26 protein-coding genes are annotated in these 19,243 nt (G+C 66.5%); 12 read left to right on the top strand and 14 right to left on the bottom strand.

The features are described 5' to 3' along the window. The first annotated feature begins 9 nt into the window (after positions 1-9). Positions 10-606 (top strand): alpha-ketoglutarate-dependent dioxygenase AlkB, encoded by a 597-nt coding sequence (locus SLQ30_RS13555; protein ID WP_319446800.1) that lies wholly within the window; start codon positions 10-12, stop codon positions 604-606. Here SLQ30_RS13555 and SLQ30_RS13550 read toward each other — a convergent pair. Both SLQ30_RS13550 and SLQ30_RS13545 read right to left on the bottom strand, forming a co-directional pair. Then, entirely contained in the window at positions 603-1,256 is a 654-nt protein-coding gene (locus tag SLQ30_RS13550; protein ID WP_319446799.1) for a DUF5642 family protein, read from the bottom strand. The two genes, SLQ30_RS13555 and SLQ30_RS13550, sit on opposite strands and share 4 nt — an antisense overlap. 28 nt (positions 1,257-1,284) lie before the next feature. Beyond that, a complete protein-coding gene (locus tag SLQ30_RS13545; RefSeq protein ID WP_319446798.1) occupies positions 1,285-1,947 on the bottom strand; it encodes a DUF5642 family protein in 663 nt (220 codons plus the stop codon). Between the two features lie 116 nt (positions 1,948-2,063). On the opposite strand from SLQ30_RS13545, the gene SLQ30_RS13540 reads away from it, so the two are divergent. Genes SLQ30_RS13540 through SLQ30_RS13530 form a run of 3 tightly spaced genes read left to right on the top strand, consistent with a single transcriptional unit; the run spans position 2,064 to position 4,104 of the window. After that, the gene (locus tag SLQ30_RS13540) at positions 2,064-2,765 is read left to right on the top strand and encodes an LpqN/LpqT family lipoprotein (RefSeq protein WP_319446797.1); all 702 of its coding nucleotides are present in this window, start codon (positions 2,064-2,066) and stop codon (positions 2,763-2,765) included. A 35-nt stretch (positions 2,766-2,800) separates the two neighbouring features. After that, positions 2,801-3,196 (top strand): hypothetical protein, encoded by a 396-nt coding sequence (locus SLQ30_RS13535; protein ID WP_319446796.1) that lies wholly within the window; start codon positions 2,801-2,803, stop codon positions 3,194-3,196. A 2-nt stretch (positions 3,197-3,198) separates the two neighbouring features. Further along, positions 3,199-4,104, top strand: a complete 906-nt coding sequence (locus SLQ30_RS13530) for a hypothetical protein (RefSeq protein WP_319446795.1) — start codon at positions 3,199-3,201, stop codon at positions 4,102-4,104. Positions 4,105-4,135: 31 nt separating this feature from the next. Here SLQ30_RS13530 and SLQ30_RS13525 read toward each other — a convergent pair whose 3' ends face one another. The 3 genes from SLQ30_RS13525 to SLQ30_RS13515 are packed head-to-tail and all read right to left on the bottom strand — an operon-like array spanning position 4,136 to position 6,243. Further along, positions 4,136-4,954 carry a shikimate 5-dehydrogenase gene (locus tag SLQ30_RS13525; protein WP_319446794.1) on the bottom strand — a complete coding sequence of 273 codons (819 nt, stop codon included), beginning with the start codon at positions 4,952-4,954 and terminating at the stop codon, positions 4,136-4,138. Continuing rightward, positions 4,954-5,952 carry a GNAT family N-acetyltransferase gene (locus SLQ30_RS13520; protein ID WP_319446793.1) on the bottom strand — a complete coding sequence of 333 codons (999 nt, stop codon included), beginning with the start codon at positions 5,950-5,952 and terminating at the stop codon, positions 4,954-4,956. The genes SLQ30_RS13525 and SLQ30_RS13520 overlap by 1 nt, the downstream gene beginning before the upstream one ends. Before the next feature lie 48 nt (positions 5,953-6,000). Next, positions 6,001-6,243 (bottom strand): hypothetical protein, encoded by a 243-nt coding sequence (locus SLQ30_RS13515; protein ID WP_319446792.1) that lies wholly within the window; start codon positions 6,241-6,243, stop codon positions 6,001-6,003. Positions 6,244-6,574: 331 nt separating this feature from the next. Between SLQ30_RS13515 and SLQ30_RS13510 the strand changes: the two genes are divergently transcribed. Next, entirely contained in the window at positions 6,575-7,000 is a 426-nt protein-coding gene (locus SLQ30_RS13510) for an STAS domain-containing protein (protein ID WP_319446791.1), read from the top strand. Here the strand turns inward: SLQ30_RS13510 and SLQ30_RS13505 are convergent. Genes SLQ30_RS13505 through SLQ30_RS13490 form a run of 4 tightly spaced genes read right to left on the bottom strand, consistent with a single transcriptional unit; the run spans position 6,978 to position 10,022 of the window. Continuing rightward, a complete protein-coding gene (locus tag SLQ30_RS13505; protein ID WP_319446790.1) occupies positions 6,978-7,619 on the bottom strand; it encodes an SAM-dependent methyltransferase in 642 nt (213 codons plus the stop codon). The two genes, SLQ30_RS13510 and SLQ30_RS13505, sit on opposite strands and share 23 nt — an antisense overlap. After that, positions 7,616-8,374 carry a PIG-L deacetylase family protein gene (locus tag SLQ30_RS13500; RefSeq protein WP_319446789.1) on the bottom strand — a complete coding sequence of 253 codons (759 nt, stop codon included), beginning with the start codon at positions 8,372-8,374 and terminating at the stop codon, positions 7,616-7,618. Before SLQ30_RS13500 ends, SLQ30_RS13505 begins: the two co-directional genes overlap by 4 nt. Continuing rightward, positions 8,371-9,312 (bottom strand): acyl-CoA dehydrogenase family protein, encoded by a 942-nt coding sequence (locus SLQ30_RS13495; RefSeq protein ID WP_319446788.1) that lies wholly within the window; start codon positions 9,310-9,312, stop codon positions 8,371-8,373. The genes SLQ30_RS13500 and SLQ30_RS13495 overlap by 4 nt, the downstream gene beginning before the upstream one ends. Then, positions 9,309-10,022, bottom strand: coding sequence for a glycosyltransferase (locus SLQ30_RS13490; protein WP_319446935.1), 714 nt, complete (start codon positions 10,020-10,022; stop codon positions 9,309-9,311). The genes SLQ30_RS13495 and SLQ30_RS13490 overlap by 4 nt, the downstream gene beginning before the upstream one ends. A gap of 136 nt (positions 10,023-10,158) precedes the next feature. Here SLQ30_RS13490 and SLQ30_RS13485 point away from each other — a divergent pair, with 136 nt between their 5' ends. Continuing rightward, a complete protein-coding gene (locus SLQ30_RS13485) occupies positions 10,159-10,515 on the top strand; it encodes a hypothetical protein (protein ID WP_319446787.1) in 357 nt (118 codons plus the stop codon). A gap of 72 nt (positions 10,516-10,587) precedes the next feature. Here the strand turns inward: SLQ30_RS13485 and SLQ30_RS13480 are convergent, their stop codons facing one another. Together SLQ30_RS13480 and SLQ30_RS13475 are read right to left on the bottom strand one after the other, a co-directional pair. Beyond that, positions 10,588-10,842, bottom strand: a complete 255-nt coding sequence (locus SLQ30_RS13480; RefSeq protein WP_319446786.1) for a Rho termination factor N-terminal domain-containing protein — start codon at positions 10,840-10,842, stop codon at positions 10,588-10,590. A gap of 68 nt (positions 10,843-10,910) precedes the next feature. Then, entirely contained in the window at positions 10,911-11,804 is an 894-nt protein-coding gene (locus SLQ30_RS13475; RefSeq protein WP_319446785.1) for an alpha/beta fold hydrolase, read from the bottom strand. 114 nt (positions 11,805-11,918) lie between these two features. Between SLQ30_RS13475 and SLQ30_RS13470 the strand changes: the two genes are divergently transcribed. From SLQ30_RS13470 to SLQ30_RS13450, 5 genes are all read left to right on the top strand, one after another. After that, on the top strand, positions 11,919-13,286 hold the full coding sequence (locus tag SLQ30_RS13470; RefSeq protein ID WP_319446784.1) for a wax ester/triacylglycerol synthase family O-acyltransferase: 1,368 nt from the start codon (positions 11,919-11,921) through the stop codon (positions 13,284-13,286). Positions 13,287-13,307: 21 nt separating this feature from the next. After that, complete coding sequence (locus SLQ30_RS13465; protein WP_319446783.1) at positions 13,308-14,183, top strand: siderophore-interacting protein; 876 nt, start codon at positions 13,308-13,310, stop codon at positions 14,181-14,183. A 77-nt stretch (positions 14,184-14,260) separates the two neighbouring features. Beyond that, complete coding sequence (locus SLQ30_RS13460; RefSeq protein WP_319446782.1) at positions 14,261-14,902, top strand: TetR/AcrR family transcriptional regulator; 642 nt, start codon at positions 14,261-14,263, stop codon at positions 14,900-14,902. An 85-nt stretch (positions 14,903-14,987) separates the two neighbouring features. Beyond that, positions 14,988-15,482, top strand: coding sequence for a carboxymuconolactone decarboxylase family protein (locus SLQ30_RS13455; RefSeq protein ID WP_319446781.1), 495 nt, complete (start codon positions 14,988-14,990; stop codon positions 15,480-15,482). Between the two features lie 66 nt (positions 15,483-15,548). Further along, positions 15,549-16,358 (top strand): HAD family hydrolase, encoded by an 810-nt coding sequence (locus tag SLQ30_RS13450; RefSeq protein WP_319446780.1) that lies wholly within the window; start codon positions 15,549-15,551, stop codon positions 16,356-16,358. A gap of 11 nt (positions 16,359-16,369) precedes the next feature. Here SLQ30_RS13450 and SLQ30_RS13445 read toward each other — a convergent pair whose 3' ends face one another. After that, positions 16,370-17,794 carry a PLP-dependent aminotransferase family protein gene (locus SLQ30_RS13445; protein ID WP_319446779.1) on the bottom strand — a complete coding sequence of 475 codons (1,425 nt, stop codon included), beginning with the start codon at positions 17,792-17,794 and terminating at the stop codon, positions 16,370-16,372. Positions 17,795-17,866: 72 nt separating this feature from the next. On the opposite strand from SLQ30_RS13445, the gene SLQ30_RS13440 reads away from it, so the two are divergent. Continuing rightward, a complete protein-coding gene (locus SLQ30_RS13440; protein ID WP_319446778.1) occupies positions 17,867-18,070 on the top strand; it encodes a hypothetical protein in 204 nt (67 codons plus the stop codon). Positions 18,071-18,075: 5 nt separating this feature from the next. Here the strand turns inward: SLQ30_RS13440 and SLQ30_RS13435 are convergent, their stop codons facing one another. Further along, complete coding sequence (locus SLQ30_RS13435) at positions 18,076-18,483, bottom strand: cupin domain-containing protein (RefSeq protein WP_319446777.1); 408 nt, start codon at positions 18,481-18,483, stop codon at positions 18,076-18,078. Positions 18,484-18,509: 26 nt separating this feature from the next. Next, a complete protein-coding gene (locus SLQ30_RS13430; protein ID WP_319446776.1) occupies positions 18,510-19,232 on the bottom strand; it encodes an SDR family oxidoreductase in 723 nt (240 codons plus the stop codon). Between the last annotated feature and the right edge of the window lie 11 nt (positions 19,233-19,243).

Raw genomic sequence — 19,243 nt, 5'->3', positions numbered from 1 at the left:
CATGCGAACGTGTCCTTGGCGGTTCAGGGGTCGCTGTTCGACCATGCCGAACGTCGTGAACTCGGTGGCGGTGCGTGGATCGACGTGCGGGCAGGCTGGTTGAGCGGCGGGGAAGACCTGTTCGACGACCTCGAGCACTCGATCCCGTGGCGCGCCGAACGCCGTCAGATGTATGACCGGGTACTCGACGTGCCGCGGCTGGTCAGCTTTCACGACCTCAACACCGAACCCGCTCCCCACCCTGCGATCGCCCGACTGCGGGTGCGGCTCAACGACATCTACGCCCGCGAACTCGGCGAACCGTTCACCACGGCGGGCTTGTGCCTGTACCGCGACGGCGACGACAGCGTCGCGTGGCACGGCGACACCGTCGGCCGCAGCAGCACTGAAGACACCATGGTGGCGATCCTCAGCCTCGGCGCACGGCGGGTGTTCGCAATGCGACCCCGCTCCGGCGGCCGCTCGCTGCGGTTGCCGCAGGCACACGGCGACCTGCTGGTGATGGGCGGATCGTGTCAACGCACGTGGGAGCACGCGGTGCCGAAAACTGCCAAGCCTATGGGCCCGCGGATCAGCATCCAATTCCGGCCAAGGGACGTGCGCTAGTGGCCGCGGATCGCGGTCACCGCAGCGGACAACAGGTCCCTGGCCCGCTGCGTATTGACGGGTACCACGGGCTTGCCGGGATCGATCAGCGGATTCGCGGTGACGATCACCCGGTAGTTCCCGAACGTCGCGACGTAGTTGAACAACTCACCGCTCGCAGGCTTGCCGTTGGCCGTCGTCTGCACCACGCGGTGAGTGCCCAGCGTCCGCACCCCGTCGATCGCCGGCGATTCGACCACCTCGTCGAGGCCGCGGACGCCGTTGGACGCGAAGGCGAATTTCTTGCACCCATCGCCGGGGTCCGGGAACGGCAGCGCTTCTGACGTCTCGACGGCGATCGTGATGAACCGGTTGCCTTCGCCCTCTGCCGTCGTCGCGGCCATGTTCCCCTTGAGCCCTTCCGGCACCGTCAGCCCCGCCGCGACTTTCGCGCACTCGGCCGGATCGAAGACCACTCCAGGCGGAAGCGCTTGCCCCGAAAGCAGGTGCGGGTCGACGCCCGCAGGCCCAAAGGTGCTGACCTTGAAGGCAGGCCCGAAACTCGACTTCACGTCGAGCACCTTGGCAATGTCGGCGGTCGGAGTCGATTCACCGCTCGCGCAAGCGGTCAGCAGACCGGCGCACGCGACGACGAGCAGCGTTCTGAGCATCGGCGTCAATCTACCCGTCGCAGACCGATCAACTCCGTATCGCCGACACGGTTTCGACAAGAAGGTTCGCTGCGAAACCCGGATCGAGCGGCGGCCCCGGTGCACCTGGATCGGTCACGACCACGACGTAGGCCACGTAGGCGCCGAGGTATGCGACGAATGTCTCGGCCCGCGAATGCGTTTCGGTACCGGCTTCGACTTTGCTCGTGAGGTCCGTCGTCAACCCCAGCGTCGTCGCCCCCGCGATCACGGGAGCGTCTACGAAGGCCATGACGGCCTCGGTGTGGTCGGTGAACATCGTCCACGGCGCACAACCGGCGGGGATCGCCGGTCCCGCTCCGACGTCAGCCTCGGCCGCCACAACGTAGACGATGCCTCCGGGCCCGGAGGCCGACCAGCCGTTGACCGGGATGTCGGCGGCGATCGGGGTGACCGTGCCTGCGCAGTCCGGCGGCTCACTGGTCCAGTTCTGGCCGATGCCCCACAGCGCCGTCGGCGTGGCATCGGCGGGCAGCGCGGACAATTCGTAGTCGGGCGGCAACGTCGTTCTGGCGCGAAGCACGTTGGACGGGGTCACCGTGAACACGACGGATGTCGACGGCACCGGAGCCGACGAAGACGATTCGGGCACGGCCGCTTGGCCGCACGCCGCGCACAGCGCCACTGCAATGCAGGACGCGAAGACGCGCATGAACCCTTGCTACCACAGCTACGCACACTCGACTTCTGACGACACTGCTCCAAACGCATGCAGATTTCGTTTGCCGACCGTAGGCTTGCGCCTGCTTCCGACCACAGGAGAACCTGATGATTGAGCCCTTGAAGGTTTGCGGTACCGCGATCGCCGTCATCGCGTTGGGCGTCGCGCTCACGAGTTGCGGGTCCAAGACCGAGACCACGACATCGTCCTCGTCGTCGACGAGCACCAAGACGAGTTCCGAGAGCAGTACCTCCAAGCCCAGCTCGACGCCTGCCGCGGGCAAGAACGAGACCATCGCCGACTACATCAAGGAAGCCGGCCTCACGGAGACTCCCGTCAAGCGTGGCGATGCAGGCGCGCCGACCATCGATCTGCCGGTCCCGGACGGGTGGGCGACCGCAGGCGACAAGACGCCCGACTTCGCTTACGGCGCGATCGTCGCCAGCGACCCAGCCTTCGCCAGCGATCCTCCATCGATCATCGCGATCGTGTCCAAGCTGACGGGCAACGTCGATAAGGCCAAGCTGGTGGAGTACGCCCCTGGCGAGCTCAACAACCTGCCTGGCTTCGACGGCGCCAAGACCGGCGAGCCCACCACACTTGGCGGTTTCGACGCGGTCCAGCTGGGCGGCAGTTACGTGAAGGACGGCGTCCAGCGCATGATCGCGCAGAAGACCGTCATCATCCCTGCTGCTGACAACAGCGGCGTGTTCGTGCTGCAACTCAACGCCGACGGCACTGAGGACCAGATGGGTCCGCTGATGGACGCCACATCGGTCATCGACGAGAAGACGACGATCACGCCGTAGTCGCTACCGCACCCACGCCAGCAAGGAGAGGCGCGATGTCAGCTCCCCTGCCGCCCAACGCGGGCGAACCGCCGCCGCCGCAGCGCGGGCTGACTCGCGAAGAACGCGGTCGCGACGTCAGCGAGGCGCAGGCCGAAGTCGAGGCCGAGACGTCGACGGTGAAGAAGTACCTGAAGTCGATGAGCCCTCGGTTCGTGCTGTCGATGGCCGACGGATACCCGGTGGTGATCAAGCAGTTCCTGCAGTTCTGCCTGATCATCATCTACCCGGCCTGGGTGTTCGCGATCCTTGCGGGCGCCGCGGTGCACGCGCTGTTCTATGTCACCGTCTACCCGGTGCTGTGGCTACTCTTCTGGCCTATGCGCGCCTACCAGAAGAAGCACCACCCCGAGGAGTACGCGGCGACTCGGGCGAAGTTCGCGAAGAAATAGCAGTGGGGCTCTTCAGCCGCTCCGGCGGCGCGGTGGTGACGGTGACGCCTGAGGTCGTTGCGCCGCGACAGACGGTCCAGGCGACGGTCACCACCGACAAGCCGATCGACAAGGTCAGTTCGGCACGCTTGGACTGGGGTTACACGAACTTCTACCGCTACCACTGGGCGGGCCGTGTCGACTCGGCGGCGGCCGCGGGCAACGACTCCATCTGGACGGCCGATCAGGTCGGCACCAACTACGGCGGTGACCGCGACACCGACGACTGGGTGAGCGTCATCGTCGAGGACGTTCCCATCGCCACCGGCGAGTTCACCGGCGCCTCGTCGACGTTCTGCATTCCGTCGTGGGCGCCCGCGTCGTCGTCGGCGATCGCGCGCTGGGAGTGCCGGCTCACCGTCGCACGCGGCGGCCGCGATATCGACACCCGTGGCGAGTTCACCGTGCTCGTCGGCACGGCGGACGTCGAGGCATACACCGAGCCACTCGAGGTCGTGGCCGGCGCGGCGGAGACCGTCATCGACGTCACGCTGTCGAAGCCGGTGTGGCGGGCCGGCGAGACCATCACCGGCCAGGCCACCCTGACACCCACGATGGATCTGCCCGACGGCGATCTCGCGGTGTCCTGGCAGCGCGAGCGGGAGTCTCACCCATTGACCCGTGCGCCAGGCCCCGGGGGCCAGCTCGACGGTCGAATCGTGTCACTGGGCAAGCGAATTCCGCTGCGGGCGGGCGTACCCGTGGTGCTGCCCTTCGAGATACCACTCCCTGACGACGCACCCCCGACGGCGGCGGCCGTCCACTCGTCAATCAACTGGTTCGTGCAAGCCCGGCTGATGTACGCGGGTTTCACCGGCCACCAGCTCGAGCGGGTACGACGGCCGATCGTCGTGGTCAACGCGCCGTAACGGTGCTCAGGCACGCGAATTCGCGGAAGCCTCAGGCTCTGGACATCTCCGATGCCGTGGCGACCTGCTCAGCCGTCGGCCGCACTCCGGTGTAGCGCTCGAACTGTTCAGCCGCCTGCAGGGCGATGACCTCGGCGCCGGTGATGACGTCCACCCCGGCCGCGCGCGCGGCAGTGATCAAAGGCGTCTCCGACGGCAGCGCGACGACGTCGAACACCGTCTGCGCGTCGGCGATAGCACTGGCCGCGAAGGCCTTTTCGGTCGCCTCCGGCCCGCCTGCCATCCCGATGGGGGTGACGTTCACGATCACGGAAGCAGAGCGGGTGCCGATGTCGGCGGCGTACTCATAGCCGAGCCGTTCGGCGAGCACACGTCCGGCGTCCTCATTGCGCGCGACGATGACGCCCGTGTGGAATCCGTGGTCACGGAACGCCGCGCCCACCGCGCTGGCCATTCCCCCACTGCCGCGAATCAGCACCGAACCACTCGGGTCCAGCCGGTGTTCGTCGATGAGTCGTTGCACGGCAAGGTAATCCGTGTTCGCCGCGGTGAGCTTGCCGCCTTCGTTGACGATGGTGTTCACCGAACCGATGGCGCGCGCTGACTGCTCCAGCTCGTCGACGAGGGCGATGACGTCCTCCTTGAACGGCATCGACACCGAGCAGCCACGGATGCCGAGCGCCCGCACCCCGCCGATGGCCGCGGCGATGTCGGTGGTCGTGAACGCCTTGTAGATGAAGTCGAGGCCGAGCACGTCGTACAGGTAGTTGTGGAACCTGGTGCCGATGTTGCTCGGTCGGGCAGCCAGCGAGATGCAGAGTCGGGTGTCCTTCGACAATGGTGGGCGCATCAGCCGACCGCCCTCATGACTTGTCTGGCCGTCGACCGGATCCGCCGATACATGTCGGTCGACATGGACAGCTCGCGCAACACCGGTACGTCGATCACCGTGGTCACTACCCCTTGTTCGTCGCGATGCCACCGAGCCCCGTATCGGTCGAGAATGACGCGCATGGGGTAGTTCTCGGACAGTACGCGAGCGGTGAACCGCTGCACTCCGTCACTGCGGGCCGCTACCGCAAGCGCATCCATCAAGAACGTCCCGATGCCCCGGCCCTGATAGTCGTCGCCGACGATGAACGCGATCTCGGCGGCGGTCGGGTCGGCCTCGTCACGCACGAAACGGGCGTCGGCCACCACCGGTCCGTCCGGTCCGTCGGTCATCACCCACACGAAGTGGTCGACGTAGTCGACCTCGAACAGGTACCTCATCAACGCACTGGTGGGTGTGCGCGTGGTCTGGAACCGTCGATAGAACGTGTCACTGGAGAACTGAACGGGTCCACGGGAGGTGCGCGCGTTGTCTCCGGGAAGGACGGGCCGCAGGTACAGCTCGGTGCCGTCGCGCAAGGTGACCGGAATGGGGGTAAGGTACGCCGCCAGCCGCTGGCGTGCCGTGCGCAACAACTTGTCCATCGTGCACGGCATGTCCAGCATCGTGGCAAAGGCCTCGCGGTCGCCGACCCAGCCCGTGACCTGGTCGCGGGCCCTCACCGTGGCATTGCGTGGAGCGTCGCGCAGCAGCGCCATCTCGCCGACGATGAGCCCCGGTCCCACCTCGACCTCGATGGTTTCCCCTTCGGCGCCAACGTGTTCGACCTCGGCATGTCCAGAGCCGATGAGCAGGAACGACACCGCGTGCTCACCCTGGCGCATGAGCACTTGGCCCGGCGCGGCAAGCAAGGGCCGCAACTGCGTGGCCAACGGCCCCAACGACGCCTTCGGGCAGCTGGCGAAAAACTCCAAACCGGCCAGTGCATCGATGCTGGCAGCCTCGGGTTGCGCCACGACCCGAGGCTACGTGCCTGCCGTCAACGGCCAAGCACATCCAGCGAATTAGCCTGGTAGACCCTGCTCCTCCGGCGGCAGCGGGGCCGGGCCCTTGATGCTTGGGGCGGCCTGCGGGATGGCCGCCACACTCGGCGGGTTGGTGGCGGTAACCGTGACCCCGGTCGACATGTCGCCCGCCATGGTTCCGGAATCTGGCGATCCCTGAAGGACCATGGCGAACAAGGCGGCCGCGACGACGGCGCCACTGCCTGCGATTGCTGCGAAAGGCTTGATGGTTCTTGCGTTCACGTTCGGTCTCCTCATTTACTCAGCTTTTTACTACTTTTCGTACAGCGTGATTCCAGGCCGCTGATATTCCTGCTTTCAAGAACTTTCTTTACTCAAGGTAAGGAATTGGGTTACACCGGGGTCCGCAGAGTGGACGCGCTGAGCGCCCAGACGCCGTCATTGTGTTGGTTGGGAATCCGTACTAGCGTCGAAACCAAGCCGTACCTGACCTGGTCGGCGCCTGAAACCCGCACGGCGGCTTTCTAGGCTGCGGCAACGCTCTAAGCCGCGGCGCATTCCTAGACATGGCCCCAACATGCGCAGGTCTCAGCACTGCTGATGGAGTTCGAGTTTGTCCGCCGTAATCACCGCTGCCACATCCGCACCGGGCGCGCCGCACACGCCTGCCAGTTTCGCGAGCAGCCTCATCGGCTTGGCCATGCTGCTGGTGACGGCAGACGGCGAACTCGATGCAGGCAACGCCAGGGATCTCGCAGCCTACGTCGATCGCGTGCTCGATGCGAAGCGTCGCCTGATCGTAGATCTTCGTGGGTTGAGCTTCTTTGGCACACAGGGTTTCTCGTCGTTACACCAAATCAACGTGGCGTGTTCGCGCACCGAGGTGAACTGGGTGCTCGTACCGGGACGCGAGGCGTCCAGATTGCTGCGGATATGCGACCCCGAACGCGCCCTACCGGTCGCCGAGACGTTGGACAGCGCGATCGGCGTGGTCAGTCGACCGCTGCGGAACCACCTCAGGCCCCTGCCTCAGAATTAGCGCCGGGCACCCCGGAGTTGGCGGCCACGGACCGCACCCGGCCCTTGCTGAAGACGCCAATGGCGACATCGTCGTCGAGGTAGGCCGCGGTCTGAAACAGGTCGTCAGTCTCTGCTATCAGTGAGTTGGCCTCGTCGCCGGTGAGCGGATAGTCATCGACCCGATGACGCCAGTGCGACGCGATGATCGTCGTGCCCGCCCGCAGCCGCCGACATTCCCGGTCCAGCACTTCGCGCAGCGCAGGCCCGCTGAGGTAGTAGGCCACTTCCGACAACACGATCAGATCGAAGTGCTCGGCTGGCCAGTCCGAGTCGAGCGACAGCAGGCGCAAGGTGACGCGGTCTCGTCGATTGCCGCGTTCCAACCGGGCGCGGGTCGCATCGAGCGCCGCCTCCGCGACGTCGGTCGCCGTCACGTGTTCGCACCGGTGCGCAAGGTGTTCGGTGAGCACGCCGACCGAGCACCCAGGTTCGAATGCGTGGCGGTACTCGGGCAGCGGCAGCATCGCGACGGTGAGCGCGTACTTTCGCTGCTCGTACCACCGCTCGGAGAGCCGCCACGGATCAGGAGCTTCGGCGTACATGTCGATGAAGTACTGGTCGGGCAGGCGCGCGCTCACCGGAACACCACCTCACCCAGCCGAAGCAGCCGTTGAACGACGAACGCGGGCAGCACCGGCTCCAGGTCGGGTCCGGGCGGCCGGAACTGCGACTGAAAGGCCTTGACTGCCTCGCGCTTTCGCGCGACCGCGGCCGGATCGAGGGGAATCCTGAACATGCGCTGCCACGGCACGTCCTCGTCGTCGGGATGCGCCCAGTGCCACATCCAGACCGGATACTCCAGCGGGGTTGCGCCGGCTTGGTGGGCCGCCACGCGCGCCGCGCGGCCGACGGCCTCGTGGTCCGGATGTCCGTCCCCGCGCCATGTCGTCGCACACCACGCACCGCCGTCAAGAAGCTCGCCGATCGCTTCGACGAGGTACGCCTCGTGCATGCCAAGTTCCCCGTCGGGCAGACCCAAACAGATCGGCTCGCCTAACCCCAGAGCCGCTGTCGCACGGCATAATTCGGCGCGTCGGTCGCGTTCCAACCAAATGCGTTCCATGCGCGAGAGGTCGGGATATGCTCCCCCGCCGTCGGTCGCGGACATCACCTGCACCGGTACGCCCCTTGCGCGTAACGCGGCCGCCGTCGCTCCGAATCCGAGCGTCTCGTCGTCGGGGTGCGGACCAACCAGCACCAGCCCGGGACAGTCATCGAGGTCCAAATCAGGGAACTCGCGCTGCCAGCCGAGCCACGTGTGCAACGGCGTTCCTCCCGACGCGATCGGTGCCGCAGCGAAGCGTGCGCCGTTTTCGCACCACCCGGCCTTCACCTGGCCACCACCCGGCCCAACGCGGCGAGGTCCCGTTCGGCGTGGCTCTGCCGCACGTACATGGTCAGATCGGCCACCCGCTGCGCGTGCTCGGCATCCAAGGCCAGCGGCACAGGACCCAAAGCTCTTCCGGTACGGGTGATCGCCTCGTCGACCGCGTGCTCGACGACGGCGCGGACCCGACGGGCGATCAGTTCGCCACGGTCGCTGCCGGGCTGGGCGTCGATGTGAGCGGCCGCAGCCAAGAGCATCGCCTCGGCGGCCGCCAGCGCCGCGTCGACCGCTCCGAGGTGGGCGTGGGCGTGCACGTCGTGGGCGCCATTGCGGCAATCGTCGCCGACGGCGCGGTAGAGCGGCACGGCCACGGCACGTGCGCCACCCAGCCAGCATGCTGCCACTCCCACGGCGCCATACCAGAAGCCTTGGCGGTCGAGATACTGTCCCGGCCGTCCGACTGGCGTGGCGACTGCGTTGGTGAATTGAACCGACCGGGTATCGCTGTCGCGCATTCCGGCGTTTCGCCAGGTGCTCGGCAGCGGCGTCACTTCGGCCTGGCTGAGTTCGACGGCATACAGTCCGCGCGTGTTGTCGCGCTGCCGAGCGGTGACCAGGGCGTGCGTACAGAGCCCGGCTCCGGAACACCAGGCCTTGGTGCCGTTCAGCACGGAATCGGACGCTCGATCTTCCACGCGCAGCACCGCATCGGGCGCTTCGGCGGCCCATACTCCCCACAACTGTTCCCGCGGTGGCGGCGGGCCATCGAGCTCGGCCAGGATCGCCGCGGCGTCGGTGTGGGCCTCGGCCAGGCGTCCCGCGACCACGTCGTACTCGGTCAGCGCCGCCAGCTTCGACCATCGCCTGGCGGTCTGCCCAGAACCGGGAGCCGGGAGTTCGAGGTCACCGGCTTCCAGCCAGCGCCAGACCAATTCAATACTCATGCCGATTCCCGCCGTGCGCGGCGTCCCACGGTCCTCAGGTGGTTCGCGAAGCCGCGCGGTGCCCGCCCCACCTGCCGTGCGGACGTCACCACCGAGAGTCGATCGTCGCGGTGGATGCGACAACCCTGACGTTCGAATCTCCGGACGAGGTCGACGTCCTCACCGGTGGCCAAGGCGGCGAATCCACCCGCCCGCCAATACGCGTCGGCGCGAAATCCCATGTTGGCTCCGTGGACATGGCCGTGTTCACGACCGCGCCGCTTTGCGCGATAGGCCTTCAGGTACAACTGGACGACGGTGGCGGGCAACTGCCGCCAGTTCGCGATTCGGACGACGCCAAGCACCACGTCGGCGCCGGATTCGGTCTGCCGCAGCAGCCAGTCGGCGTCGACCCGACTGTCGGCATCGGTGGTGGCGTACCAGGTGCGCGATTGCGCGGTGAGCCGCTCATTGCAGACGCCCTTGGCATACTCGAAACCCGCGCGTCGCGCCGCCCCCACATTGCGGACCTCGACTTCGATGAACTGCACATCGGCACCGAATTCTCCAGCGAGGTAACGACTCTGGTCTTCGCACGCGTCCAGCACGACGACCACCAGCACCGGAAAGTGCACACACGCCGCTGCCGCCACCATCGCCTTCAGACACTCGGGCAGGTTCTTCGACTCGTTGTGCGCGGGGATGACGACGACGGCCTGCTCGTAGCTCATCCGGGGTGTCGATTCGTCGCTCACGCTGGTCTATTACCCGGCAAATGATGCGGAGAAACGACATTCGACCGGTTTCAACGCGGCGCCCGGCGGGTAGCCAAGCGTCGAATGAGCTAACCCACCGGGGAGGATTCCGATGTCTACGCCGAACGTTCAACACGACGAGCCACGTCTGGTGGCTCATGACGGTTCCCGCGCGAGCACACTCGTCAACTGGGTGCTCGCCATCCTTGCCGTCGTAGGTGCGTTCGCCACCGTCGGGTTCGCTTACCTCAAAGTGCTTGGCACCGCGGCGTGTACCGACACGGTATGCGGGGGCCTCGGTCCTGGCGAGTTGGGGTTCAGCCTGATCCTCTACGGAACACCGATCGTCGCCGTCGTCGGTGTGGTCCTGTCGTTTCTCACCGCAAGGCATCGCTTGGGAATCGTGGTGCCCATCGTCGTCTGGGCAGTCATCGCCGTCGCGGTGATAGCCCTCCTGGTGACGTTCTAACGCGTGTCTCGGTCAGACACATCCGGTTTGCGGCCCTAGGGACGACGTCACCTCGGCGACAGCCCCATCGGCTCAGTGCTCGCGCAGTTCTGAGATCAGATCGCTCTTGTTCAGCCCGGAATACCCCGTGATGCCAAGCTCTTTCGCCCGGGTCCTGAGTTCGAGCACCGTCCAAGAGTCATACGACCCCGACCGGCCACCCTTCCTGCCGACGGCCGACCTGCCGTTGGCCGCTGCGGCGTTGGAGATGCGTGCTGCCTTCTCCTTGGAATCGCCTTGCTTCCGAAGCTCGTCGTACATTTCTTCGTCTTTGATCGCGTTGGGCATGTCGTCCTCCTGACTGGCGTTCGTGGCGGAGTGCCCGATTGAGCGCGGGCGTAAACTTCCGACGTCCGTCAGGGGTGGGCCGCGGTGGAGTCAGACTCCGCCGTGGTCGAAATGAATTCATCGACGAGCTCGGCTACCTCCGCGGGAGCCTCGACGTGGGCGAAGTGTCCGACACCCGGCAGGATCTCGAGTCGACAGTCCGGCCGGGCCTCGAGCGCGGCATAGGCGTGGTCGACGGGAATGATGGTGTCCTCCTCGCCCCAAATGGCCAGGGTTGGCATGTCCGCCCTCAGCTGCAATCGGTTCAGCGCGCTGACGGCCTGACCGCGATAGTCGACGACCGAGCGCAGCGTGCGGAGGAACGCCTCGCGGGTCGCCCCATCGGAGAACGACGAGTAGGCGTTCCATATCTCGGCGCCGCGGGGCGAACGAAGGCCGCGTGAACTCAGGAACGAGCGCACCGCGTTGCCGGCGCGCAACACCGGGGAGGGCGCGATGATCGGCATCACCAGTTCGGCTCCGGGCGCCGACAACAGGCGCAGGATCAAACCCACGTCCTGGCCCAGTCCCCCGCTGCTGATGAGCACGAGCCGTCGGCAATATTCGGGATGCTGGTAGAGGAATTGCATCGCGACGCCCCCGCCCAGCGAATGGCCGATGACCGTGGCCGACTCGATCTCGAGCTCGTCCAGCAGGTCACGCAACCCGACGGCGAAGGCGCCAAGCGAGTAGTCGCTGCGCGGTTTGGACGATTGCCCGTGGCCGAGCAGGTCGGGTGCGACGACCCGGTACTTCTTGGACAGTTGCGGCATGATGGCGCGCCAGGTCTGCGAGCTGCCCGCCATGCCGTGGATGAGCAATATCGCCTCAGCCGGACCTGCGTCTTCTGCTCGCGTCGGCGGCCCGGAGTCGCGGACGGCAATTCGCTCTCCGTGGATGTCGATGAACTTCAGTTCCGTCATGAGTGCCCCTCTGCCTGTGCTCTCCGTCGCTGAGCCTACCCACCGGTAACTTTCTCAACACGCATTCATCGTTGCCGTCACATACTTCCTCGCAGCGTGGGTACCGTCACCAATATGGAACTGATCTCGCCGACTGACTCGATGTTCTTGGTAGGCGAGTCCCGTGAGCACCCCATGCACGTCGGCGGGCTGTCGCTGTTTGCCCCGCCGGAGGACGCCGAGCCCGACTTCGTGCGCGACCTCTACGAGCAGATGGTCAAGCAAGACGACTTCCAGCCCACGTTCCGCAAGCATCCCGCGCGACTGCTGGGCGGTATCTCGAATCTGACGTGGGCTTTCGATAACGACGTCGACATCGACTACCACCTGCGGCGGTCGGCGCTACCGCGACCGGGCCGGGTGCGCGATCTGCTGGAGCTCACGTCGCGGCTGCACGGCACGCTGCTCGATCGCCACCGCCCGCTGTGGGAGGCGCACCTCATCGAGGGGCTCGGTGACGGCCGTTTTGCGGTGTACGTGAAGTTCCAGCACGCGCTGATCGACGGTATATCCGCCCAACGCCTGATGATGCGCAGCATGACCTCGGATCCCGACGACCGCGAGGTGCGGGTGCCGTGGACGTTGAAGCGGCCCCAGCGCAAGGCCGAGGTAGCCCGACGTTCGCCGCTGCGGTCGCTGACCGATACGGCGGGTTCGATTGCGGGCCTGGCCCCTTCGACTCTGTCGATCGCCAAGGCAGCGCTCATCGAACAGCAGCTGACGCTGCCGTTCCGGGCGCCCAAGACGATGTTCAACGTGAACATCGGCGGAGCCCGTCGCGTGGCCGCCCAGTCTTGGCCGCTCGCGCGCATCCGCGGTGTCAAGACGGCGAGTTCGGGCGGCGTCACAGTGAACGACGTCGTATTGGCGATGTGCGCGGGCGCGCTGCGGGCCTACCTCAGCGAGGAAAATGCGTTGCCCGACAGTCCGCTGGTGGCGATGGTCCCGGTGAGCCTGCGCTCCGACGACGACCAGGACGCAGGCGGCAACATGGTCGGCACGATCCTGTGCAACCTCGCAACGGACGTCGACGACCCCGCGAAACGGCTCGAAGCCATCAGCACCTCCATGCGCGACAACAAGAACGTGTTCGCCGACCTGGGGAAGACGCAGGCATTGGCGTTGTCGGCGTTCCTCGTCTCGGGCATCGCGCTCGGGTTGGTACCGGGTTTCGCGTCGAAGGCACCGCCGCCGTTCAACATCGTCATCTCCAACGTGCCTGGCGCGCGCGAACCGTTGTACTGGGGCGGGGCCCGCTTGGACGGGAACTACCCGTTCTCGATCCCGCTCGACGGCCAGGCACTCAACATCACCTTGACCAACAATGCCGACAACCTCGACTTCGGACTCGTCGGAGGCCGGCGGGAGATACCCCACATGCAGCGGCTGCTCCTTCATCTGGAGGATGCGCTGGCGGAGCTGGAACGCGCCGTCGGGGTCTGATCTGAGTAAGGCCCTCCCTCGATGACTTTCGCGCGAGCCACTGTGATCGGCGCGTCGGCCTTGAGCCCCCGGCTCCGGCGGATCGTGTTCGACGTTCCGGACCTGGCTCGACTCGGTGTTCCCACCGTTGCCGACGCAGCCGTCGGCATCTACTTTCCGGCCCACGGTCAACACACGGCACCGGACATGCAGTGCGTCGACGGGGTGTGGGAGTACCTCGACGAGGAGTCGGCGCCGGAGGGGCGCAACTACTCGGTGCGATTCCACGACGCGGTGGCGAACCGGCTGACGGTCGACGTCGTGCTCCACGCAGGAGGACCAGGCAGCGACTGGGCCCGCCGCGCCGCGCTCGGCGACACCGTCGGGCTCAGCCACGCGCGTTCCTGGTACCGGCCCGATGAGGCGGCGCAATGGCAACTCTTGGTGGCCGACCTCGCCGGGCTACCCGCGCTGGCGCGAATCCTTTCCGAATGCTCGACCCAGCGCGAGGTGCTGGTGCTCGTCGAAGTGCTCGACGACACCGACCTCGACTACCTGCCGACCGCGCCGAACGTGACGCTGGTGCCTGCCGTGGGTAGTGGCAACGGCCGATCCGGAAGCAGGCTCGCCGAACTGGTTGCACGACAGCAGCTTCCGGCTGGACGCGGATACTGCTGGTTCGCAGGCGAAGCAGCGGAATCACGCGCAGTACGCAAGCACATCCGCGGACTGGGCTGGGCAACCGAACAATTCGACATCGTCGGGTACTGGCGTCACGACTCGGAGGCCTGGGACCGACGATTCGCCGACGTTGCGGACGAGGTCGTCGCGGTCTACGAGCGGGCGCTCGCCGACGGCAAGAGCGAAAAAATCGCCTCGGAGGAGTTCGACGAAGCACTCGAGCGGATCGGGTTGTAGTCGGCGTGACCGCGACGATCGGCACCTGTCTGCGTAGCTGGGCCATTAACGGTAGCTGCGCAACTAGCATCAGCCTCGTGACTCAACCTTCGGGGCAGGCCACCAGCCTGCGTGCCGCCAAGTTGGCACGTACCCGACTGGCGCTCATCGACGCCGCGGTGGACCTGTGCCTGCGCAGGGGTTACGAGCACACCACTGTCGAACAGATCGCCGCTGCCGCAGATGTGTCCCCTCGTACCTTCAGCCGATACTTTCCAAGCAAGGACGCGGTCTTCGTGGCCGTCCTCGACGACGTCGCCGACGCGGTGGCGACCGAATTGGACACGCTACCTACATCTCTCGGCCCGTTCGAAGCAATGCGAGTCGCACTCGGCGCCGTTGTCGCGCGCGCCAGGGACACCCCGTTCGGCGCGTTCTCACCGGACCGCTTCACCCGCATCGTCCAAGTGGTCACCTCGTCCGATTCGCTGCGCAGGGCAGCGATCGAGTATCGAGGTCCACAGGTCGTCGAGGCCTTGGCACATCGTATGGACGTCGACGTGGACGACCCCAGACTGGCACTGGTGATGGCCGTCGTCAGCGTCACCGTCGTGCACGCGTGGAGCGTGTTGAGCTCCTCAGACATTCCGCTGGACACCGGGAAGATTCACGACCAGATCGACGATGCCTTCTTCGATCTGGCTCGCTACGCCGCAGACCTGCGCACCGACGGCCGTTAGCTCTGCCCGAGAGCCCGAATGGCCCATGGAAACAGCATTGAAATGGCCCAGGTGTATGGGCCGCTTAGGACGTAGCGTTGATGGCATGACGATGAACACCGCATCCGAAGTCCGAACTCCGGAACAGCCGGCTCGGCTGGACTGGGCGACGTTGGCCCCCGAGGCCTACAAGGCGATGATCCGGCTCGACACGGCCGCGAAACTGGGCGTCGAACCGACCCTGCTCAATCTGGTCAAGATCCGCGCGTCGCAGCTCAATCACTGCGCGTTCTGCCTCGACATGCACACCAAGGACGCGCTGGCGGCTGGCGAATCGGCCGAGCGGATCATCCAACTCGACGCCTGGAGCGAGTCGAAGCACTTCTACACCGCCAAGGAGTTGGCCGCAATCGAGCTCACCGAGGCGATCACCGTACTCACCGACGGCTTCGTGTCCGACGAGGTGTTCGCGAAGGCCGCCAACGTGTTCGACGACACCGAGCTGGCTCGGCTCATCGTCGCGATCACGGCGATCAACGCGTGGAACCGCCTCGGAGTGTCCACCCGGATGGTGCCCGGTCACTACACACCGAGCGCATAGCCTCCCTGCTCGACCCGTAGGGTTGCCGAAGCCGCAGGAATGCAACCACGCCGGAGCGAGGACGGGATGACCAGCGAAACCACCACCGCCCCTTGGCTTGTCACCCTTGACGTCGACGGCACCGTGCTGCGAAGTGACGAGACCGCGAGTCCCGACGTGATCGAGCAGGTCCGTCGCCTTAGCGCCGTGGGCCATCGGGTCATGCTCGCCACCGGGCGCTCCCCGGCCACCACCGTCCCGGTGGTCGAATACCTCGGCATCACACCGGAGTTCCTGGTGTGCTCCAACGGCGCCATCGTCATGCGCCGCGACCCCGGCGGTGGCTACCAGCGGGAGTGGGCGGAGTGCTTCGACCCGACCGATGCGCTCCAAACGATCAGCGCCCATCTGCCGAAGGCCCGCTTCGCCGTCGAGGACGAACGGGGGCGTTACCGCTACACCGAACCGTTCTCCGACACCACCATCGGGACAGGTGCCAAGCAGGTGACGTTCGAGGAGTTGCTGCATCGCCAAGCCACCCGCGTCGTCGTGGTCTCCCCCGACCACGACATGGTCGACTTCCTCGCTGTGGTCGAGCGGATGGGCCTGCACCGGGTGAGCTACTTCATCGGTTGGACGGCCTGGCTCGACATCGCCGCCGAGGGCGTCAACAAGGGCACGGCGATGGAACGCGTACGCCACAAACTCGGCATCCCGCGGGAGCGGGTGCTGGCCGTGGCCGACGGACGCAACGACATCGAACTACTCACGTGGGCCGCCGAACGTGGGCGTGGCGTCGCCATGGGCCACTCGCCCGCCGACCTACTCGCCGTGGCCAACGAGGTCACCGGCACGATTTCCGAGGATGGACTTGCCGAGGCGTTGGCCACGCTCTGAGCACGCCCCTGTCAGGGCATTGCCCGGCACAGCGCGTCCAGCGCTCCGGGCCACGCGCTGTCCGAGGGTCCGGAGTAGCCGATCACGAGCGCGTCCCGCTGAGGCAACGAAAGGCCCGCTTCGTAGCGATAATCCGCGAGTCCGCTCACTTCCAGGCCCGCTCGGGCCGCCGCCTTCACCACCGAACGCTCTGTCCCGCGCGGCAGTTCGAGGACCACTTGCAGTCCGGCGTCCATCCCGGTGACACGGATGTCGGGGGCCCGCTGCGCGAGTGCAGCGACCAACTGGTCCCTGCGGCGCCGGTACTGCAGCCGCATTGCACGCACGTGGCGGTCGTAGCCGCCAGATGCGATGAAGTCCGCGAGGGTCAGCTGCTCCAGCGCGCTCGACCAGTCCACGGGGCCCTTGGCCGCCACGATTTCGGCGACCAGCCCGTCGGGTACCACCATCCACGCGAGCCGCAGCCCCGGTGCCAACGACTTGCTGGCCGAACCGAAGTACACCACCCGGTCGGGGTCGAGCCCCTGCAGCGCGCCCACCGGCTGACGGTCGTATCTGAACTCGCCGTCGTAGTCGTCCTCCAGGATCAACCCGCCGGTGGCCCGCGCCCAGTCGATAGCCGCGGCCCGTCGGTCCGGGTGTAGTTCGACGCCCGTCGGGTACTGATGCGCAGGAGTCAACAGCACCGCCCCTACGCCGCGCATGCTCGCCAAATCCTCTGTGCACGCGCCACATTCGTCGACACGCAGCGACGGGATGCGCAGCCCGGCCTGCTCCAGCAGGTCGCGGTAGACGTCAAAGCCATACGACTCGACGGCCACTGCACGGACCCGGCGGGCCATCAGCGCCTGCGCAGTCAGCATCAAGCCATGTTGGAAACCGGAGCAGATGACGACCCGCTCCGGCTCGGCATAGACGCCGCGGGCCCGCGCCAGATAATCCGAGAGCACGGTGCGCAGCTCGACCCGGCCCGCGGGGTCGCCGTACCCGAAGGCGTCGTGCGGCGCGGCGGTCAGCGCCCGACGCGCCGCGGCCAGCCACTGCGCGCGCGGAAACTCGGAGAGCTTCGGGGAACCCGGCATCAGACCGTACGCGGGCCGCTGCCGCGTAGGTCTGGCCCCGGCCGCCCCGGCCGTACGGCGCGGCTCGGCCCGCCGGGCCACCCTGGTGCCCGAACCCTGCTGCGCGGTGAGCCAGCCCTCCGCGATCAGTTCAGCGTACGAGTCGGCGACGGTATTGCGTGCCACGCCAAGGTCGGCCGCAAGCGAGCGTGACGACGGCAGCCGGGTGCCCGGGGTCAGCCGGCCGGTGCGCACGGCCTCACGCAGCGCGTCCATGAGCCCGGCACGCAACCCCGGTCCAGCGAGGTCCAGATGCAGGTCGGCGCCGAACGAGGCAGCAGCATCGGACTTCGAAGTGGCCCATGAATCTGTCATAAAAGTGGACCATATTCCTATGCCATTAGCCGGGTAGCGTCGGGGTGGTAACCACAAGTCCTAGGAATTACCATGCGAACTGAAAAGCGCCACGCCACAGCACTTTTGGCGGCTGCCGCTGCCGCGGTCGCGCTCGTCGCCGCACCCGCGGTCACGGCCGCACCGAGCTCACTGAAGAAGTTCTGCGTGGTGGCTTCCACGGGTACCACGTGCCCATCACCCGGCAACGTCGAGGTCAAGAGCCCGGTACCCGTGGTTGACATCCAGCCGTACTGAGCGAGCTACCCAGCGACGCGCAGATGCTTCCTTTCCTCGAGTTCGGATTCGGAGACCAACTCGAGCATCGGCTGCCCCGGGACACAGAGCATCGTGACGACGAAGCGGCTCGGCATGTCGTCGCGGTTGTTGCCGTCCTGGTAGTGGATGACGTCGCCGCCGGGTTCCCAGAAGGCCTCTCCGGCGCGAATGACCCGCGGCGCTTCGCCTTCGAGCTCGAAGAGCATCTCTCCCTCGAGCATGTATCCGAAGGCGGGGCCGCTTGGGTGCCGGTGCGGAGGCGCGCCGGGGTCACCCGCCGGGTAGTTGATGACGACGGTCATGGCCTCGGCACCCTCCGGGATGAAGGGCGGCTTGACCTCTTGGACGACGGTGAGCGCCGTCTCCCAGACCGAACTAGCTGACTTCGACATGTTGAATTCCTTTCTCGGGGTGTGAATTAGACAGCTGCGCCGCCGCCGTCGGCGTGCAGCGTCGAGCCGGTGATGAAACTCGATCGCGGCGAACTGAGGAACAGCACGGCCTCTGCGATCTCCGAGGCGTATGCGGTGCGGCCGAGCGGCAAGCCCCTGCCGAGTTCTTCGTTGGTCTCGCCCCACTCCGCGGCGACGCCTTCGGTACGGGTCGGTCCGGGCGCGACACTGTTGACGCGCACTCCCGCAGGCCCGAATTCGGCTGCCCAGGTACGGGTCAAGGATTCCAGCGCGGCCTTCGATGCGCTGTATGCCGAGGCTCCGGCGATGCCCTTGAACGCGGCCAGGGTCGTGACGTTGACGATGACGCCGCGGCGGCGCTCCACCATTCCGCGCGCCAGGCCGGCCACCAGGAAGTAGGCCCCGCGGACGTTGGTGTCGAACATCGACTCGAACGCCTGCGGGTCTTGGTCAACGGTGAGCGCGGCCGGGAAGCTGGCCGCGTTGTTCACCAGGATGTCGACCTTTCCGCATTGGCGCACAAGCCATTCCACCGATCCGAGGTCGGCCATGTCCGCGTGCACGAAACGGGCATTGGAACCGATGGCAGCGGCGGCCCGCTCACCCCGATCACGGTCGCGGCCCGCGATGATCACCGAAGCGCCCTCCTGGGCCATGAGTCGTGCGGACTCGAACCCGATGCCGGCCGTCCCGCCCGTGATCAATGCGGTGTGATCGGTTAGTTCCATGCCGAAGTCCC

It is taken from the genome of Mycobacterium sp. RTGN4, from assembly GCF_033804635.1.
Classification (GTDB): Bacteria; Actinomycetota; Actinomycetes; order Mycobacteriales; family Mycobacteriaceae; genus Mycobacterium.
This window is presented reverse-complemented; position numbering and strand designations above follow the sequence as displayed.